This is a genomic window from Roseivirga ehrenbergii (assembly GCF_001593005.1).
Taxonomy (GTDB): domain Bacteria; phylum Bacteroidota; class Bacteroidia; order Cytophagales; family Cyclobacteriaceae; genus Roseivirga; species Roseivirga ehrenbergii.
Window position 1 is genome coordinate 370,179 of the sequence record NZ_LQZQ01000002.1, and the last position, 18,857, is coordinate 389,035.

An 18,857-nucleotide genomic window follows, 5' to 3' on the forward strand; every position below is an offset into this window, starting at 1 on the left:
GATTATGAAGAGAGAAGAAACCATAGACCACAACGTAAAAATGCTTTGGCATGCGATTTACCGCATGTATAACCAGCAAGCAGTTAAACACGATATTACCACTTCAATTGGTTTTGTTCTTCTTATTATAAATAGTAAAGAAGGTACACCTGCAACCAAAATTGCACCTCTTATGGGGCTTGAGTCTCGTAGCCTTACTCGTATGTTGAAGAGTATGGAGGAAAAAGGTTTTATCTACAGAGAGAAAGACCCTAATGACGGCAGATCCGTTAGAATATTCTTGACTGACTTAGGAAAGCAAAAGAGAGAGATATCTCGAGCCACGGTTTTGGAGTTTAATACCACTGCCAGTCAGTTAATAGACAAAGAAAAATTAGATACCTTTTTCGAGGTAATAGAACAGATAAATAATCTTATAGATAAAAAATCAATCTTTTAGAACACATGAACAGATCGATTAGAAAAGTCGCGGTATTAGGTTCTGGAGTGATGGGCTCTCGAATAGCTTGCCATTTCGCTAATATCGGAGTAGAAGTATTGTTATTGGATATGGTACCCAGGGATTTACCTGAAGATCAAAAATCCAATAAGGCGGCCAGAAATAAACTGGTAAACGATGCATTAGTAACGGCATTAAAATCAAAGCCATCTCCCATTTATGACTTGAGTTTTTCAAATAGAATTTCTACTGGAAATTTTGAAGACGATATGTCTAAAATTGCTGAAGTGGATTGGATTATTGAAGTGGTGGTAGAAAGACTCGATATTAAGAAGATCATCTTCGATCAAGTTGAAAAACACAGAAAGCCAGGCACGCTCATTACATCGAATACATCGGGTATTCCTATGCATTTGATGTGCGAAGGTAGAAGCGAAGATTTCCAGAAACACTTCTGTGGTTCTCACTTCTTCAACCCCCCAAGGTATTTACGTTTGTTGGAAATTATTCCTGGACCAAAAACAGATCCAGCAATCATTGATTTCTTAATGCATTACGGAGACCTTTTCTTAGGAAAGGAAACCGTGCTTTGTAAAGATACCCCAGCGTTTATTGCCAACAGAATTGGTATTTATGCCATCATGTCGGCAATGCATACCATTGAAGAAATGGGGCTTACAGTGGGCGAAGTTGATAGATTGACTGGACCAATTATCGGTCGTGCAAAATCTGCCACTTTCCGTACTATGGATGTTGTTGGTCTTGACACTACGGTTAATGTTGCCAACAACTTGTATAAAGGCTTGCAGAATGACGAGGCCAGAGAAAAGTTTGTTCTCCCTGGTATTGTTGAAGAAGTACATAAAAGAGGTTGGTTTGGCGATAAGTCTAAACAAGGCTATTTCAAGAAAACGAAAGACGCCAACGGTAAAACAGAAATTCTTGAGCTTGACTTAAAAACTTACGAATACGGTGAAAGAACAAGAGCGAATTTTAAAGCGCTTGAGGCCGTTAAGGAGGAAGAAAATCTAAAAGCAAGAATCAAAACACTCGTTAATTTTGATGACAAAGCGGGCGAATTCTACAGAACAACCTTCTACGATACTTTCAAATACGTTTCGTTTAGAATTCCAGAAATTTCAGACGAACTCTACAGAATAGATCAAGCCGTTTGTGCTGGTTTTGGTTGGGAATTAGGGCCTTATGAAACTTGGGATTTATTGGGTGTTAAAGCTACCGTTGATAAAATGGAAGGCATGGACCTAAAGCCAGCGGCTTGGGTATATGAAATGCTTGAAGCGGGGAATGATTCCTTCTACAAAATCGAAAAAGGAATTAAGCACTATTACGACATTCCTTCAAAATCATACAAAGTTATTCCTGGCTTGGATGAGCTCATCATCTTAGAAAATATCCGTGAAACCAATAAGGTTTGGGGTAATGCGGGTGCATCTGTTTTCGATATCGGAGATGGAGTACTTTGTTTAGAATTCCATACCAAAATGAATTCAATGGGTGCCGAGGTCATTGAAGGAATCCAAACGGCTATTTCTATGGCAGAGAAGGATTATAAAGGTTTGGTAATTGGAAATGAAGGGCCAAACTTCTCGGCAGGTGCAAACTTGGCCATGCTGTTTATGTATGCAGGTGATCAGGATTTTGACGAAATCAACTTAATGATTGCGCAATTTCAGAATACAATGAGGTTGGCTAAATTTTCATCAATACCGGTAGTGGCCGCACCAGCTGGCCTAGCGCTCGGTGGAGGTTGTGAATTGTCATTGCATTGTGATGCCATTCAAGCCCATGCTGAAACCTACATTGGTTTGGTTGAGGTAGGCGTTGGCCTTATCCCTGGTGGTGGAGGAACTAAGGAGCTTGCTTTAAGAGCTGCAGATTCTTACGTAGCTGGCGACCCTGAACTGAACAGACTTCAAGAAGCCTTTATGAATATCGCGACTGCTAAGGTTGCTACTTCAGCTGAAGAAGCCAGAGGAATGAACATTCTTCGACCTACAGATGGCATTACAATGAACAGAAAACGATTGATTTCTGATGCCAAGAAAAAAGTGCTCGAACTTTATGAAGCGGGATATACCCAGCCAGTGGAAAGAACAGACATTAAGGTACAAGGCGTTACAGGTTTAGCATTGTTCGAAGCGGGGATTAATGGAATGCTTTTCGGTAATTATATTTCTGAGCACGATGCTAAAATTGCTAGAAAAGTCGGTTACGTAATGTGTGGAGGAGATTTAACTGTTCCTCAAGAAGTTTCAGAACAATACCTTCTTGATTTAGAGCGTGAAGCTTTCTTGGCACTTACTGCCGAGCCAAAAACCTTAGAGCGAATTCACAGCATTCTATTTAAAGGTAAGCCACTTAGAAACTAAAATCGATCATTAAAAAATTAGTCTGACATCTAATGTCTGACCTCTAAAATCTAAAAATATGGACGCATATATAGTTGCAGGATATAGAACAGCCGTAGGACGTGGCAAGCGCAGTGTACTCAAAAGTGTACGTTCTGACGACATGGCTGCTGAAGTAATTAAACACTTGGTGGGTCAGGTGGCCAACTTCGACCCAACCAGAGTAGATGACCTGATTGTGGGTAACGCTGTGCCAGAAGCAGAGCAAGGTATGCAAATGGGAAGAATGATTTCATTGTTGTCATTACCTATTCCTGTGCCAGGCGTAACGGTTAACCGTTATTGTGGCTCTGGTCTAGAAGCTATTGCATTGGCTTCATCTAGAATTCATGCAGGTACTGCAGATTGTATTATCGCTGGTGGAACGGAATCTATGAGCCAAGTGCCGGTAATGGGTTATAAAACGGCTTTGAATTACAAGCTGGCTACAGAGCATAAAGATTACTACTTGAGTATGGGCTTAACTGCCGAGCAAGTTGGAAAAGAGTTCAACATTACCAGAGAAGAATCTGACCAATTTGCTTTTGAGTCACACCAAAAGGCTGTGAAAGCCCAAGCAGATGGCAAGTTCGATGATGAAATCGTTCCGATTAAAGTGAAGGAAAAATTCGTTGACGCTAATGGTAAGGTGGCTGAAAAGTCTTACACCGTAGATAAAGATGAAGGTCCAAGAGCAGACACTTCAATGGAAGTATTGGCAGGATTAAGACCTGTATTTGCGCAAGGTGGTCAGGTTACGGCTGGTAATTCTTCTCCGGTTTCAGATGGTGCATCTTTCGTGATGGTAATGTCTGAGAAAATGGTAAAAGAACTCGGTTTAGAGCCTATCGCCCGAATGGTTACTTACACTGCGGTGGGAGTTCACCCAAGAATTATGGGAATTGGTCCAGTAGATGCAGTGCCAAAAGCACTAAAGCAAGCCGGTTTGAAACAGTCTGATCTTGATCTAATTGAATTAAACGAAGCCTTTGGTGCTCAATCATTAGCGGTAATCAAAGAGCTGGATTTAGATCGCTCAATTTTGAATGTTAATGGTGGGGCAATTGCTTTAGGTCATCCGCTTGGATGTTCAGGAGCAAAACTTTCAGTTCAACTCTTCAACGAGATGAGAAGAAGGGGCAATGCTAAATACGGAATGGTAACGGCTTGTGTAGGCGGTGGCCAAGGCGTAGCGGGTATCTATGAGTTTTTGAAGTAAGGAGTAATAAAATATAAGAACATGTCAAGCGAAACAATAAAAGCATCAATCAAGGGAGGAGAATTCCTCGTAAGAGAAACCCCAGCTCAGGAGGTTTTTATTCCTGAAGAGTTTAGTGAAGAGCAAAAAATGATGGCGCAAGCCTGTAGCGACTTCATCGAAACCGAAATTACGCCTAATGCCGATCGAATCGATAGCATGAAGGAACCAGATTTGGTTCCAAATATTTTTAAGAAGGCAGGTGAGCTAGGTCTTTTAGGTATTACTGTGCCCGAACAATATGGAGGGCTTGGCATGAGCTTCAACACAAGTATGTTAATTGCTGATGTGATTGGTGCTGCTGGCTCTTTCTCTACCACTTACGGTGCTCATACGGGTATCGGAACCTTACCAATTCTTTATTATGGAACTGAGGCGCAGAAAGAAAAATACTTACCAAAACTCGCTACTGGCGAATGGGCTGCTTGTTATTGCTTGACAGAGCCTGACGCGGGTTCTGATGCGAATTCAGGAAAAACGAAAGCAGTGCTTTCTGCAGATGGAAAGCACTATAATATTACAGGTCAGAAAATGTGGATCTCTAATGCAGGTTTCGCTGACTTGTTTATTGTGTTTGCTAAAATCGAAGATGATAAAAATTTGACTGCATTTATTGTTGAGAAAACCTTCGGTGGAATCACAATGAATGAAGAAGAGAAGAAACTTGGAATCAAAGGTTCATCAACTCGTCAGGTATTCTTTAACGATTGCCCAGTACCAGTTGAAAACATGCTTTCTGAAAGAGGAAATGGTTTCAAAATCGCGGTGAATATCTTGAATATTGGTCGTGTAAAATTAGGAGCAGGAGTTTTGGGTGGTTGCAGAACTGTAATTTCTCATGCTACTCAATACGCCAACGAACGCAAGCAGTTTGGCGTGTCAATTTCAAGCTTTGGTGCCATTAAAAGTAAATTGGCTGAAATGGCCACTAAAACCTATGTAACGGAATCTTTAGATTACAGAGCAGGTCAGAACATCGAAGATAAAATTAACGACCTGATAGCGGGTGGAATGGACGAGGCCAAAGCCAAACTAAAAGGTGTTGAACAGTTTGCCATCGAATGCGCTATTGCTAAAATCCACAGTTCTGAAGTATTGGATTATGTGGTAGATCAGGGCGTTCAAGTATATGGCGGTATGGGTTATTCTGCTGATGCCCCAATGGAACGAGCTTATAGAGATGCTCGAATTGCCAGAATTTACGAAGGTACCAACGAAATCAACCGTATGTTGATGATAGGAATGCTTTTGAAACGCGCAATGAAAGGCGAACTAAACATGTTCGAACCAGCAATGGCTGTTTCTAAAGAACTTGTTTCTGTACCTTCATTCACTACAATAGATAAGTCAGTACTGTTTAATGCTGAAAAAGAAGTAGTGAAAAACTTGAAGAAAGTTTTCCTAATGGTGGGCGGAAAAGCCGCCATGGCACTTCAAGATAAAATTGAAGACGAGCAAGAGGTAATGATGAACCTTGCGGACATCCTGATTGAGATTTACGCTGTTGAATCTTCTATGTTAAGAACAGAGAAATTAGTGAGTCAAAGAGGTGAGGAAGCTTGTAAGGATTATATCGCCATGACGCAGATTTATATGGCTGAAGCAGTTGATAGAGTGAACGCAGCTGCCAAAGAGGCAATAGCATCATTCACCAAAGGCGATGAACAAAAAGTGATGTTGATGGGCTTAAAACGCTTTACGAAAATGGACTTAGTGAACACCAAAGAACTTCGTAGACAAGTAGCCGATACAATGATTGCTAAGGGTAAATTCCCTTATTATTTCGCGTAAGAACAACCAAGTAGACTGATAAAGTAAAAGGGAACCTCATTTGAGGTTCCCTTTTTGTTTGATTTGATGTTTTAAACTTAAGCTGTAATGGCTATTTCTTCGCCAAGCTTATTGTTAATGGTATAAGCCGAAAGACTCAAAGAGCTATCTTTTTCGATCTTCACCCAAGTGCGGTATTTCTTGTACCATTCCCACCTTTTAGAGAAAATTCCTCTAGTGAAATAAGCATGTAAAAAGGGGTGTACAATTAATGTAATGCCTTTTTCATTTTGGGTACCAAGAATGTAATCGATGTTCTTTTCAATCGTATCTGATACAAGTATTGTAGCAGCTACTTTTCCCGTTCCTCCACATGCTGGACAATTTTCACGGGTAGTAATGTTCATTTCTGGCCTCACACGCTGACGTGTAATTTGCATTAAGCCAAATTTGGTAATGGGAAGAACGGTGTTTTTAGCACGGTCCTCATCCATAATCTCACGCATTACTCTGTAAAGCTCTTTTTTATTTTCAGCTTTACGCATATCGATAAAGTCGATCACGATAATTCCGCCCATATCGCGCAGCCTTAATTGGCGAGCTACTTCTCTTGCGGCTTCAATATTTACAGCAAGTGCGGTACTTTCCTGATCTTCTCCTGCATTCGATTTGTTGCCACTATTCACGTCAATAACGTGAAGGGCTTCGGTATGCTCGATAATTAAATAGCCGCCCTTTGGCAAGCTTACTGTTTTACCAAAAAGCGATTTAAACTGCTTTTCGATTCCAAAACTTTCAAAGATTTTCGCTTTACCAGAGTAAAGCTTTACTATCTTTTCCTTGTCTGGAGCAATTTTATGGATGTAGGATTTAATCTCATTATAGATTTCCTTATCATCCGTGGTTACACTGTCAAAAGATTCGTTGAGGATATCTCGAAGTAAGGATGAAGCCCTACTCATTTCTCCGATTACCTTATCTTTTGGCTTAGCTTTATGTAGCTTTTTAATGCCTTGAATCCAAGTTTCTTCAAGGTTTCGGAGGTCTTTATCTAATTCGGCCACATCTTTTCCTTTCGCAACTGTGCGAACGATGACACCAAATTTTTCGGGTTTGATCGATGAAATCAATCTCATCAATCTTTTTCTCTCATCTCCATCAGTGATTTTCTTAGAAATATTGATAGAATCGGAGAAAGGCACTAAAACCATATAGCGCCCAGCTATAGACAACTCGCAAGAGAGTCGTGGCCCTTTTGTTGAAATAGGTTCTTTTACAACCTGAACAAGTATTTGCTGACCACGCGTCAGCACCTGGCCCATTTTGCCAAGCTTGTTGATGTCTGGCTCGCTCTTGAATTTGCTCAAGTTGCCATTAACATCATTGGCCGATTGGGCCATTCGGGTGTATTTATTCAGTGATTTGATCTGCGGACCAAGGTCAAGATAATGCAGAAATGCATCTTTCTCGTACCCAATATCTATAAAAGCCGCGTTTAGTCCTTGGACGATTTTCTTAACCGTTCCCAAGTACATATCACCTACCTTAAACTGGTTGTCATCATGGTCATGATGGAACTCAACCAGGTTTTTATCTTTCAGAAGGGCTATACGACATCCATCTTGAGTCGAATTAATTACTAATTCGTTGCTCAATTTGAAAAAAGTTAAATGTTAATAATTAAACTAGTGATGCGTATAAGCACAAAACTAAGAAGTACTACTTCTTAGTTTTGTGTCTGTTTTTTCTAAGTCTTTTCTTTCTCTTGTGAGTTGAAATCTTATGTCTTTTTCTTTTTTTACCGCAAGGCATAATTCTAATGTTTTAATGAAATAATATTTTACTTAATTCTTTGCAGATACTCGTTAGCAGCTGTTTGTACTGCTGGATCGGTATCCATGTTTTTTACTTTCTGAAATTGGGCTTTCGCTTTATCGTTCTGGCCTGTTTCATAATAGCATACCGCTAAAAGGTAGTTGCCATCTAAACTATTAGGATGGTAACCCACTAATGCTTCGAACCTTTCTACAGCTTTATCAAACTGATTTGACTGCATTGAAAGGCGACCCATGTTCAATAGGGCCTTTTCGTTTTTTTCGTCTGTTTCAAGTATTTCTCTTAACATCATAATTCCCTGCATAGGGTTAGAACTTGCAATATAGGTCATCGCTAAATTGTTTTTAACATCCAGATTATCTGGTGTTTGTTCTAAAACCTTGCTATACATTTCACGGGTTTTGATACCAAGCCTTTCTACTTTTTGAGGTTCTAAAGCGAAAGTAAATGCCTCGAAATAGGCGTCTCCGGCCTTCTGCCAAAGTGTAAGTGTATTAAATTCTTTTGCGAAAGATTCAGCATAATAAGCAGCGCTATCGTATTGGTTAATGGTTTGAAAAACAACCATCAGTGAATCCAATGCTACTTCATCTTTCTTAATTTTTGCGTTAGAAACCAGCTTTTCCTTCCAAAAATCAATTTTAGGTTGAATTTCTTCAGGGATTTCAGAGCTGTGGTCAATTACCTCTCCTCCTGGTTTACTTTCATCAACAAACTGTAAAGCCTCATTTTCTTTATTGTCAACAACAGAGGTGGGTAGCATGTATAGTAATACAACAGCTATAATTCCAACGCTCAGAAGTATGATTTGATTCTTTTTCATAATAGCCAATGAGGCTAAGGCTTATTTGTTCGCAATTTTTACTTTGTCACTCACCTTTACTTGCTCTACAAAAACCTTTGAAGGCTTAAAGCTTGGAACAAAGTGCTCATCAATTACGATGGCAGTGTTTTTAGAGATATTTCTAGCAATTTTTTTTGCTCTTTTCTTATTCACAAAGCTGCCAAATCCTCTCACGTAGATATTTTCACCTTCCGCCATTGAATCTTTTACTACTGTAAAAAGAGTTTCCACCGTAGTAGTAACATCAGATCGATCTATTCCTGTCTTCTCTGCTATTTGGTTAATAACATCTGCTTTCGTCACCGCTGTTAAATTTTAGATTTATAAATATTGTGTAAAAAACTAATTCCCAGTTATTTTGGCCTGCAAAATTACGAGTTCATTTCTAATTTAAAAAACAAACCCTCAAATTTTAACCAATACCTTGCAGGGGTATAAATTTGGCACAAGATAGCACTATGTTAGATAGTAAAGTGTTTGCAAATCAGTTAATTAACTGGTATGAAGAAAATAAAAGAGACTTGCCATGGAGAAAAACCAAAGATCCTTATCGAATATGGCTCTCTGAGATTATCCTTCAGCAGACGAGAGTTGCCCAAGGTTTGCCCTACTACGATCGATTTATCGAGCAGTTTCCTACTATTCACGATTTATCAAATGCTTCCGAAACCGAGGTACTCCGTTTATGGCAGGGCTTAGGCTATTATTCTAGGGCCAGAAATCTTCATGCCTGCGCAAAAATGGTGGTTAACGATTTTGCCGGAGAGTTTCCGTCTGACTTTAACGAATTACTCAAATTAAAAGGAATTGGGCGATATACCGCAGCAGCGATTTCGTCATCGGCTTTTAATAAGCCCAATGCCGTAGTAGATGGCAACGTATATAGAGTGCTCAGCAGGGTATTTGGTATTGAAGATGATATTTCGAGTACGCAGGGTCCAAAAGTTTTTGAAGCTAGGGCGAATGAGCTTTTAGATAAAGAAAGGCCAAATCAATATAATCAGGCCATTATGGAATTTGGTGCCATTCAATGCGCACCAAAATCTCCAGCATGTGGTATTTGCCCCTTTAAAGACTACTGTTTTGCTTTCAACAATAATAAAATTGATAGCCTTCCAGTTAAAACCAAGAAGACCAAAGTTAGAAAAAGATACTTTACTTATTTGGCCTTTCATTCGGAAGAAGCGTTTTTGATGAAGCAAAGAGAGAAGGGCGATGTTTGGCAGGGCTTGTTTGACTTTTATTTGTTGGAAGACAGCAAACCGATTGATGTGGAGGGGGTGATTTCAACACTTCAAAAGTTAGGTTTGACCAAGTCAATTATTGGAGAAGAATCAAAATTATACGAACATGTTTTGACGCATCAACGTATTTTCGCCAACTTCGTGAAAATTGAACTGAAAGCAGGTGATGAAACTAGATTAGTGCGCCTTCAACCAGAATTAAAAAAATACTCTTTAGAACAAATAAACAGCCTTCCAAAGCCAGTTTTGATTATCAAATACTTGGAAGATCAATGTTTTTAATTAATTTGTTCTATAGAACCAAACAATAAATATTATGGCAGGAGTAAACAAAGTAATACTAGTAGGCAACTTGGGTAAAGATCCAGAGGTGCGCCACTTGGAGAGCGGAAGGGCTGTAGCAAATTTTTCTTTGGCAACGAGCGAATCTTATAAGAACAAACAAGGCGAAAGAGTAACCACAACTGAGTGGCATAATATTGTGCTTTGGAGCCCACTTGCAGAAATTGCCGAGAAATTTTTAAAGAAAGGTAATCAGGTGTATATTGAAGGTAAACTGACCACCCGATCTTGGGATGATCAGGACGGAAATAAGAGATATACTACCGAAGTTGTTGGAAATAATTTAACAATGCTAGGTACTAAGTCTGATAACGAAGGTGGGGGAGGTAGCTCTTCTTATTCACCTAGTTCAGAGAAATCTAGTGAAGTTTCGAGCATTCCTGAGGACGACTCAGATGATTTGCCATTTTAATTAGTTAAAAATAGAATATTGGAATCAGCAACTGACGATCCCTATCCTAGTTTGGCCCTTTTGGCCTTAGCTCAAGATGTTTCCACTCCATACCTAGTGGTTAATGGAGTGGTTTTTATTTTTTTGGTTATACTCTCGGCCCTTATTTCAGGTTCCGAAGTGGCATTTTTTTCCTTGAATGATGACCAAATTGATGAATGTAAAAATGACGACTCTCCCGCTAGCCGATTAATTATTCAATTGATGGAAAGGCCGCGCCATTTATTGGCCACTATTCTCATCATGAATAATTTGGTCAACATTGCCATTGTTACCCTTACCACTTTTGTAACCTGGGAAATTATAGGTGAGAAAACCAGTGAAGGAACCATCGTAGTGGCTTTAACTGCAGTGGTTACTTTTGTAATTCTCTTTTTCGGAGAAGTACTTCCTAAAAACTTTGCCACCCAGAACAACCTAAGATTTTCGAGAGCAACGGCTCGAATGCTTTTTTTCTTTGAAGGCATTGTAAAGCCTGTGGCTTACGTGTTGATCAAATTCACTCAACTTATTGAAAAGCGCGTAAAGAAAAAGGGGCACAATATTACGGTAGACGAACTGAATCAGGCCCTTGAAATGACTACGGGTGATGATACAACAGATGAAGAAAAGGGAATACTAAAGGGAATTGTAAACTTTAGTACGCTTACTGTTCGGCAGGTAATGAAATCAAGAATGGACATTACCGCAGTAGATATCGAAGTTGATTTTCACGAGTTGATGGACAAAATCAACAAGAGCGGATTTTCTAGAATTCCTGTTTATAACGAGACAATTGATAAAATTGAAGGGGTTTTGTACATCAAAGATTTGCTTTCTCATGTAGACAAGGAAGAAGATTTTAAATGGCAAGAGTTGATGCGCCCAGGCTTCTTTGTTCCTGAAAATAAAAAGGTAGATAGCCTCTTGAAAAACTTCCAAGACAAACGTGTACACATGGCCATTGTGGTGGATGAGTATGGAGGAACTTCTGGGCTGATTACCATGGAAGACATTATTGAAGAAATTGTAGGTGAAATCAATGATGAGTTTGATGATGACGATATCGCCTTCAACAAATTAGACAATAATACCTACGTTTTTGAAGGCAAAACCTCCTTAAATGATTTCTGTAAAATCATGGAAATCGACCCGTATTACTTTGATCAGGTAAAGGGAGAAAGCGAATCGCTCGGTGGACTCTTACTCGAATTGCACAGCAAGCTGCCGAGAGCCGGAGAAAAAATTAAGTTCGATAAGTTCCTTTTCACAATAGTTGCGGTGGACGTTCGTAGGATTAAGAGGGTTAGAGTTTTGATCAACCGTAAAGTTTCAGTTTGAAAAAGTCGATTCAGAAATTACTACTGCTTTCATTTGTGCTTATGCTTGGCTTTTCGGCTTGTGAGCAAACTTATTTGCCTAAACCAAAAGCTTACAATCGAATCGATTTACCAGAATCAGCTTATCAGGTTTTGCCCGATACTTTCCCGTATCAGTTTTTTTATTCTCAATATGCAGAGCTATCGCGCGATACTTTTCCAAAATCGGGTAGGTATTACATCAATTTGTTTTACCCCGATTACGATGCCGTCATTCAAATCACATATAAAGATTTGAAAAACCCTGATAATAACGTGGAGGAACTGCTTACCGAAGCCTTTGACCTTACCATGAAACATAACCCTAAAGCTTATTCAATTAGGGAAAGTATAATTGCAATGCGCAACAACCAAGTAGCAAGCATAGCCGAGTTGGCAGGAGAAGTGCCTAGCCAGTTTCAGTTTTTTACTACCGATAGCACTACACATTTTTTTAGAGGAGCATTATATTTCAACACCGCCAACAAAAACGATTCACTTCGACCAATAATTGAATTTATTAAGAAGGATGCAATTGAAATGTTGAACACTTTAGAATGGAAATATTAAATTGTTTCCGTGCCGTCATTTTTCGAAACACGCATAGAATTTATTAAGGGGGTTGGCCCGCAAAAAGCAGCGCTGATAGGTGCCGAAATTGGCCTATTCACTTATGGTGATCTTATTCAACATTATCCCTTCCGCTACGAAGACCGCACCAAGTTTTACCCTATTGAAGAAGTACATGGCGATATGCCCTTCGTTCAAATTAAAGGTAAAATCAGAAGAATTGAAACCGTGGGCGAAATGCGGAAAAAACGCCTCGTTGCACATTTTGAGGACGGAACCGGTACGCTAGAACTGGTTTGGTTTAAGGGAATTCAGTTTATCGCTAAGAAAATACAGTTGGGGGTGGAATACGTGGTGTTTGGCAAACCTGCTACTTTTGGTCGAAAAATTAGCATTGCGCACCCTGAGCTTGAAGTGCTAACCACTCAAAACGAAAAAGCTTCATTCCTTCAGCCGGTGTATCATACTTCTGAAAAAATGAAGGCCAAATACTTGGACAGCAAAGCCATTTCTAAAATGGTACGCCAGGTAATGGTTTTGTCTGAACCGCATATCAACGAAACTCTTCCTCAAAGTTTAGTGACCCAGTATGGAATGATTGAAAAGAAGCTCGCGCTTTGGCACATTCATTTTCCGGGCAATGAAGAGTTATTGAAGAAAGCTCAATTCCGCTTAAAATTCGAAGAACTGTTTTTTATTCAGTTGCGCCTGCTAAAGCTAAAACTGACCCGAACTGAAAAGTACCGAGGAGCTGTGTATAGCGACTCCAGTTTACTTACCGATTTCTACAATAACCATTTGCCCTTCGATTTAACAAATGCCCAAAAGCGGGTAATCAAAGAAATTTATTTCGACATGAAGTCGGGCAAACAGATGAACCGTTTGCTGCAAGGAGATGTAGGAAGTGGAAAAACTATTGTAGCTTTTATATGCATGCTTTTGGTGGTAGGTTCTGGTGCGCAAGCCAGTATTATGGCGCCAACTGAAATTCTAGCCGACCAACATTATCAAGGTTTGAAACCCTTTGCCGATGCTTTGGGCATTGGCATTGCAAAACTCACGGGTTCTAGCAAAAAGAGTGAGCGCAAAGTGATTCACGCAGGCTTACTCGATGGCAGCATCAGTATTTTGGTGGGTACACATGCTTTGCTCGAAGATGTGGTTCAGTTCAAGAATTTAGGCTTGGCCATTATTGATGAACAGCACCGCTTTGGTGTAGCGCAAAGGGCGAAGCTTTGGGGCAAAAACGAACGTTTCCATCCGCATGTATTGGTAATGACGGCCACTCCAATTCCGCGTACTTTGGCCATGACGCTGTATGGAGACCTAGAAGTTTCTATTATTGATGAATTGCCTGCGGGCAGAAAGCCCATTAAAACCTTACACGAGTACGATGCCAAACGCCTACAGGTGTTTGGTTTTATGAAGGAAGAAATCAAAAAGGGCCGGCAGATTTATGTGGTTTATCCGCTTATTGAAGAATCTGCCAAGCTGGATTTGAAAGATTTGGACGATGGTTATGAATCCATTCGCAGGGCTTTTCCCGATCAGCACATTAGTATTGTGCATGGCAAAATGAAACCGCAGGACAAAGACTTTGAAATGCAGCGTTTTATTAAGCACGAAACCCAAATTATGGTGGCCACCACGGTAATCGAAGTAGGGGTAAATGTGCCTAACGCTTCGGTGATGGTGATTGAAAATGCCGAACGCTTTGGCTTGGCACAATTGCATCAGTTGAGGGGCCGTGTGGGCCGTGGTGCAGAGCAATCTTATTGTATTCTGATGACAGAGTACAAGCTGAGCAAAGAAGCCCGCACGCGACTGGAAACCATGGTGCGCACCAACAATGGTTTTGAGATTGCCGATGTAGATCTTCAGCTCCGTGGCCCAGGCGATATTACCGGAACCCAACAAAGTGGCGTGCTCGATTTACTGATTGCCGATATCGCCAAAGACGGCCAAATTCTGCAGGCCGCTAGAAATGCCGCTAGCGATATTCTTGAAGCCGACCCCAAGCTAGAAAAAGAAGAAAACCGCAATATCCTACGCCACATCAAGTCGCTTAGAAAAGCCGTAGTGAATTGGGGGAGGATTTCGTAGTGTTTAGAAATCAGTTATCAGTAGATCAGGAAAGATGAAAACATCAGCTTTTCTGCCCTTGTTGATGTTCTTCACCAACAAGCTGATGAGTCTTTTATAACAAAATTACTCTTGTTTTCGATGGCGTACAAAGGTTTATAAATAGAGCGCGCTACCCAAACGGCTATGTGCACAACAAACGGCACTTCTTTGTGCGCGTTCATGAAACATGTAAGCATATATTTGTTTTCTTGTGCATGTTAGTGTTATGCACAAAAAAACGGGTGCAACATTCTTATTGAAAGCTAAACGTTAGAGCTAAAAAAGACCTTAGTGAATTGGGGGAGGGTTTCGTAGAGGGTAGATTTAGTTTAGACGCAAGAATGTTGATAAATGAGTCACTCCATAGTTTCTCAATATAACTCTAAGTCTTTACTCACAAAAGTGACGATTCCTTCTAGGTTTTTCTTTTTTATAAGTCTATCTACTTCATTATGAAAAGCATCGACTAATTTTGCACCCATTGCTATTTTTTTCTCCTCTGAGAATTCATTCTTGGTAGAGTCTACCTTATAATCAATGTATGATTGAAGGGATAAGAGAGTTCTAGGAAAGTCGAAATATGAAAGGGTTCCTTCTTGTTTTTCAACTAAAAGGAGGTCATGAGGCCTTCCTGTTTTCTTTTTGAGCTTAATTTCCTTAAGTCGATAGCCATTTGCCTCTATTTGTAGTTTCATTCTATCAATTTGTTGATCGCTTAACTCCTCTAGGTCGTGTGGTATATAGATGCTAAAGTTAATATTATTGCTGGCTTTCATAAGGAGTTCATTTATTGCAGGCTCTAGGAAGTTGTTCACATAACCATGAGCTAAAGATATAGCGGGTGAAAACTCAAGGGATTCTATTTTTCCTATTTGCCATCTTATGGTTACCTCTTTAATAACTAAAAGAATTCCTATTATAGCTTCCCATTCAATTCTATTAGGATACTTTATCCAAAGGATCATTAAAGCTAGAGTTATAGCAGTCGAAACATTTGCAATTACATTTTTCATGATTGTCTTAATTTGGATGAATTCCGCCACCTTGCCATTTTCCTGTAACAAGCCATATTTCATAGAAAAAGAGCCACAATGAAACCCATGGCACGATGTAGTCTACTATTAACTTTTTTGAATCAAACTCTTTTGCTTTTGGAAAGAATAGACACAGGCTTCCATCTTTATATAAGTGCTCAGCTTTTTTGCCATCCAGTTCAGTCTTTATCATGGGCTCTCTGATAAATATTTTGATCTTTTCCCGATACCAATATTTTATTTCATAAGAGTACCAGCAACTTCGAGAAGTCGGCTTTAATTTGCCCCTAACACGCAAATAGTTTTTATCTAAAAAGAGATCACATTCTTTAATCTTAGTTTTCAAAGCGGCATGCTGAAAGTGAATGGGAATATCTTTAATCTCCATAGAATGTATTGGGCATAACTGGTAAACTCTTTTCAACTGCTCTATCAACCATTACACCGGTTGCTAGAATTCCCAATCCGTTTCCCCTTTTTTGGTTTACCGTTTCAGCTCTTGCTTCCATAGCCTTGATATAAGGGTCATTGCCAAACATTCCCTTCATTAATATGGCTTCTTCTTCGATTCCATGTGCCTTTTTAAGGTCTTGCCACTCATTGTGGAGATTGTTAATGAAGGAAATGAAATGCTTATATAGTTCTGGTTTGTCAACCCAAATATCTGCCAGGTTCTCACTGGGGTTTACAGGGTTTGGAAGTTCAAAAGGTCTATTAGGAAATAGGGTTTCTATGTGGTTCTTGAGTTTCGAAATGATGCCTTCAAAGGTCTCGGAAATTGAAGATTGCCCTTCGTAAAATTGAGCTGCAAGTGTTGTAAGAATTATACTGGTTGGCGCATTTTCTGGGTTTTGATCGAAATAGATATTTCTTCTCATTTTAATCAACTGTACAGCTCTTTGAAGAGGTTTCTTTTTTGCATATTCTTCAATCTCTACTTTATGAGCAGAAAAAGTCATTTCTAGTAGTGTAAGTTCTACTCGATTAGCAATATCCAAAAACCATTTCTGATAACCTTTTGGGCTTGACCTGAGCCATATTTCATTCTTTTGATCTGTTATATCTATAAGTTCGTGATTGTAAATTATCACCATACAACCAGGTACAACATCAAGATGGAAATCGCCTTGATAATTTAGTCTTACACACCTTGACTTAGGCTCACATATCTTACGATAAGTTTCGTTTTCGTTAAGTCTTCGTACCACCTCATTAAAAATGGTCTTAGGATCATAATTGGATGAGAGTAATTTGATGTGGATAACCACATCCAAATCAAATTCAGTTTTTCCATAAGGTTTCGTTGTTGTTCCTATGGATACCGATCCTTGTGGATAAATTTCAATTTCTACACCTCCGAAAAACTCGGGGTCATCACTAAGCCATTTGCTGATGGCTTCATAGGCGGTATTCAATCGACTCCAACGTGTTTTATCCAGTTCGGCAGCTTCTGCCATTTTAGCGAGGGTGTCTTCTAACTGGGTTTTTGCATTTGATGTAATAAGCATATAGTAATTTGTTTTTCTTCCCGTAATTTTTTTTAAAAAGTCATCTCCTTTTCTTGTCTAATAGCATCTCTTTTGGTTCAATAACTTTTTATACTTTCAGGTCCTGAACCATCTCCTATTCTCTCAGTCCTGAACTTTGTTTATATATGACATAAAAATTAATTTAAAAATCATATAATTGTGTTTAAGTAGTTGCGCTCTACTTGAATTACTGAAATAGGTTCCCAACGCTTTTGCGTATACCAAATGAAGAGTTGATGACATACCATCAGAAATCTACTCAGGACTTAATTGACACCTATCAAAACGTGGATCTCCCTAATCGTGAGGAGGCATTTTCTGTACTGGTTTTGAGGTTTAGACAGGACTTACTCAACTTTTGTGAGATGAGGTGTAGAAAGTTTGGTCAATCGCATGAAGTAGCTGAGGAAATTGTTTTTAAGACTTTTGAGTCTTACGCCAAGAAACCTGGCTTTGATTTAAAAGAAGCAAAGGGAAAGACTGATGATGATTCCTTTATTATATATTTAGCTGCAATTGCGAAAAACAACCTTACCGATTTCTATCGAATACAGAAACGTAAGGAAGAGGGTAATTGGTCAGACGGATCAGAGGTTATTATAACGGAATTACCAAAGTTGCCGACTGAGGCATCCTTGGAAAACCAAATAGTTTATAAAGTGTTATGTTCACTACCATACAGTCATAAAGTGATTTACTTAACCTATAAGTCTTATGAAAATGCAGGCTGTAATCTCCCAAGAAAGCTTTTAAAAGAGCTGCGTGAGCATTTGGGCATAGAACAAGGAACAATAAGAACTTATAAAAAGGAAACTCTCGATAAAATTAGCATTGCTCTATTAGGTCTCAGAGCTTTAGAATCTGATTTACATGAAAATGGATAAGATAAGTGCTTTTCTAAATAGTACCGGTTTTGGGTTTCCAGAATCTTCAGATCAGATTGATCAGTTTAGACTGACTTTCAAGAGTTTTGAGTTTAAGGCTGATATTAATAAAATTGATCCTACTGCGATTTTATTAGCCTCTAAGAAATCAACTAAAGAAATAACAGGGATTGATTACCATAAAAGAACTGTCCTTGCTGCAGAGATAGTTTATCAATTACACCATGAATGGTCATTGGGACATGTAAAGTTGCAAAAATTAATGTTCTTATGTCAGAATTCATTGGGTATGGCTATTCATGCGAATTTCTTAAAGCAAGCAATGGGACCATATGATCCTAGTTTGATGAGGTCAATCGATTCCCAGTTTAAGAAAAATGAATGGTTTGAGTTTAGAAGAGGCTCAAATCAAAAATATTGGCCGCTTGCAAAGTCAGGAGGTCATAAAGAATGGTTTGAGAAATATTATAAAGATAAGCTGATTCAAATTAATGATTTGATCGGAATATTTAGGAAAACAAAGACTAGTGAAATTGAATTGATAGCAACAATTTTTGCTTGCTGGAAAGAGATTCTCGAAGAGGGTAATGATTTTAACAGTCAACTACTTCACTCCAAATTTTATAATTGGGCTGATGAAAAGAAGAAGTTTTCGGAGTCGGAGATAAATAGAGCCATGGAGTGGATGCTTGAAAAAGGTATTTATCCAGTTCAGGCTTCTGAATAAATTTACTTTTCAACGCTATTACTACTTCATAAGCTCTTTATACCACACCCCATAACCCCT

General features: G+C 39.1%; 17 protein-coding genes. 11 read left to right on the plus strand and 6 right to left on the minus strand.

Going from position 1 to position 18,857, the window contains the following annotated elements; genetic code table 11:
* Positions 1–4 precede the first annotated feature (4 nt).
* The 4 genes from MB14_RS03535 to MB14_RS03550 are packed head-to-tail and all read left to right on the plus strand — an operon-like array spanning position 5 to position 5,896.
* Positions 5–439, plus strand: a complete 435-nt coding sequence (locus MB14_RS03535; protein ID WP_062588754.1) for a MarR family winged helix-turn-helix transcriptional regulator — start codon at positions 5–7, stop codon at positions 437–439.
* A gap of 5 nt (positions 440–444) precedes the next feature.
* Positions 445–2,829 (plus strand): 3-hydroxyacyl-CoA dehydrogenase/enoyl-CoA hydratase family protein, encoded by a 2,385-nt coding sequence (locus tag MB14_RS03540; RefSeq protein WP_062588757.1) that lies wholly within the window; start codon positions 445–447, stop codon positions 2,827–2,829.
* A gap of 58 nt (positions 2,830–2,887) precedes the next feature.
* Positions 2,888–4,066, plus strand: coding sequence for a thiolase family protein (locus MB14_RS03545; RefSeq protein WP_062588759.1), 1,179 nt, complete (start codon positions 2,888–2,890; stop codon positions 4,064–4,066).
* Positions 4,067–4,087: 21 nt separating this feature from the next.
* Positions 4,088–5,896: an acyl-CoA dehydrogenase FadE gene (locus MB14_RS03550; RefSeq protein ID WP_062588760.1), complete on the plus strand. Its 1,809-nt coding sequence runs from the start codon at positions 4,088–4,090 to the stop codon at positions 5,894–5,896.
* Between the two features lie 77 nt (positions 5,897–5,973).
* Here the strand turns inward: MB14_RS03550 and MB14_RS03555 are convergent, their stop codons facing one another.
* From MB14_RS03555 to MB14_RS03565, 3 genes are all read right to left on the minus strand, one after another.
* The gene (locus tag MB14_RS03555; RefSeq protein WP_062588762.1) at positions 5,974–7,530 is read right to left on the minus strand and encodes an Rne/Rng family ribonuclease; all 1,557 of its coding nucleotides are present in this window, start codon (positions 7,528–7,530) and stop codon (positions 5,974–5,976) included.
* Positions 7,531–7,715: 185 nt separating this feature from the next.
* The gene (locus tag MB14_RS03560) at positions 7,716–8,534 is read right to left on the minus strand and encodes a tetratricopeptide repeat protein (protein WP_062588764.1); all 819 of its coding nucleotides are present in this window, start codon (positions 8,532–8,534) and stop codon (positions 7,716–7,718) included.
* A gap of 21 nt (positions 8,535–8,555) precedes the next feature.
* Positions 8,556–8,858 carry an HU family DNA-binding protein gene (locus MB14_RS03565; RefSeq protein ID WP_053221676.1) on the minus strand — a complete coding sequence of 101 codons (303 nt, stop codon included), beginning with the start codon at positions 8,856–8,858 and terminating at the stop codon, positions 8,556–8,558.
* Between the two features lie 155 nt (positions 8,859–9,013).
* On the opposite strand from MB14_RS03565, the gene mutY reads away from it, so the two are divergent.
* The 5 genes from mutY to recG are packed head-to-tail and all read left to right on the plus strand — an operon-like array spanning position 9,014 to position 14,602.
* The gene (gene mutY, locus MB14_RS03570) at positions 9,014–10,081 is read left to right on the plus strand and encodes an A/G-specific adenine glycosylase (RefSeq protein ID WP_062588766.1); all 1,068 of its coding nucleotides are present in this window, start codon (positions 9,014–9,016) and stop codon (positions 10,079–10,081) included.
* Between the two features lie 34 nt (positions 10,082–10,115).
* Positions 10,116–10,553 (plus strand): single-stranded DNA-binding protein, encoded by a 438-nt coding sequence (locus tag MB14_RS03575; protein ID WP_053221674.1) that lies wholly within the window; start codon positions 10,116–10,118, stop codon positions 10,551–10,553.
* Positions 10,554–10,571: 18 nt separating this feature from the next.
* A complete protein-coding gene (gene gldE / locus MB14_RS03580; RefSeq protein ID WP_062300985.1) occupies positions 10,572–11,912 on the plus strand; it encodes a gliding motility-associated protein GldE in 1,341 nt (446 codons plus the stop codon).
* The gene (gene gldD, locus MB14_RS03585; RefSeq protein WP_245620755.1) at positions 11,909–12,499 is read left to right on the plus strand and encodes a gliding motility lipoprotein GldD; all 591 of its coding nucleotides are present in this window, start codon (positions 11,909–11,911) and stop codon (positions 12,497–12,499) included. Before gldE ends, gldD begins: the two co-directional genes overlap by 4 nt.
* Before the next feature lie 9 nt (positions 12,500–12,508).
* Positions 12,509–14,602 carry an ATP-dependent DNA helicase RecG gene (recG, locus tag MB14_RS03590; RefSeq protein ID WP_062588768.1) on the plus strand — a complete coding sequence of 698 codons (2,094 nt, stop codon included), beginning with the start codon at positions 12,509–12,511 and terminating at the stop codon, positions 14,600–14,602.
* 392 nt (positions 14,603–14,994) lie between these two features.
* Here the strand turns inward: recG and MB14_RS03595 are convergent, their stop codons facing one another.
* Genes MB14_RS03595 through MB14_RS03605 form a run of 3 tightly spaced genes read right to left on the minus strand, consistent with a single transcriptional unit; the run spans position 14,995 to position 17,165 of the window.
* On the minus strand, positions 14,995–15,636 hold the full coding sequence (locus tag MB14_RS03595) for an STING domain-containing protein (protein WP_132644062.1): 642 nt from the start codon (positions 15,634–15,636) through the stop codon (positions 14,995–14,997).
* 7 nt (positions 15,637–15,643) lie between these two features.
* Positions 15,644–16,045: a type II CBASS E2 protein gene (locus MB14_RS03600; RefSeq protein WP_062588772.1), complete on the minus strand. Its 402-nt coding sequence runs from the start codon at positions 16,043–16,045 to the stop codon at positions 15,644–15,646.
* Positions 16,035–17,165 (minus strand): nucleotidyltransferase domain-containing protein, encoded by a 1,131-nt coding sequence (locus MB14_RS03605; RefSeq protein ID WP_062588800.1) that lies wholly within the window; start codon positions 17,163–17,165, stop codon positions 16,035–16,037. Before MB14_RS03605 ends, MB14_RS03600 begins: the two co-directional genes overlap by 11 nt.
* A gap of 257 nt (positions 17,166–17,422) precedes the next feature.
* Here MB14_RS03605 and MB14_RS03610 point away from each other — a divergent pair, with 257 nt between their 5' ends.
* Together MB14_RS03610 and MB14_RS03615 are read left to right on the plus strand one after the other, a co-directional pair.
* Positions 17,423–18,070 (plus strand): sigma-70 family RNA polymerase sigma factor, encoded by a 648-nt coding sequence (locus MB14_RS03610; protein ID WP_062588802.1) that lies wholly within the window; start codon positions 17,423–17,425, stop codon positions 18,068–18,070.
* The gene (locus MB14_RS03615) at positions 18,063–18,797 is read left to right on the plus strand and encodes a hypothetical protein (protein ID WP_132644063.1); all 735 of its coding nucleotides are present in this window, start codon (positions 18,063–18,065) and stop codon (positions 18,795–18,797) included. The genes MB14_RS03610 and MB14_RS03615 overlap by 8 nt, the downstream gene beginning before the upstream one ends.
* Positions 18,798–18,857: the final 60 nt, after the last annotated feature.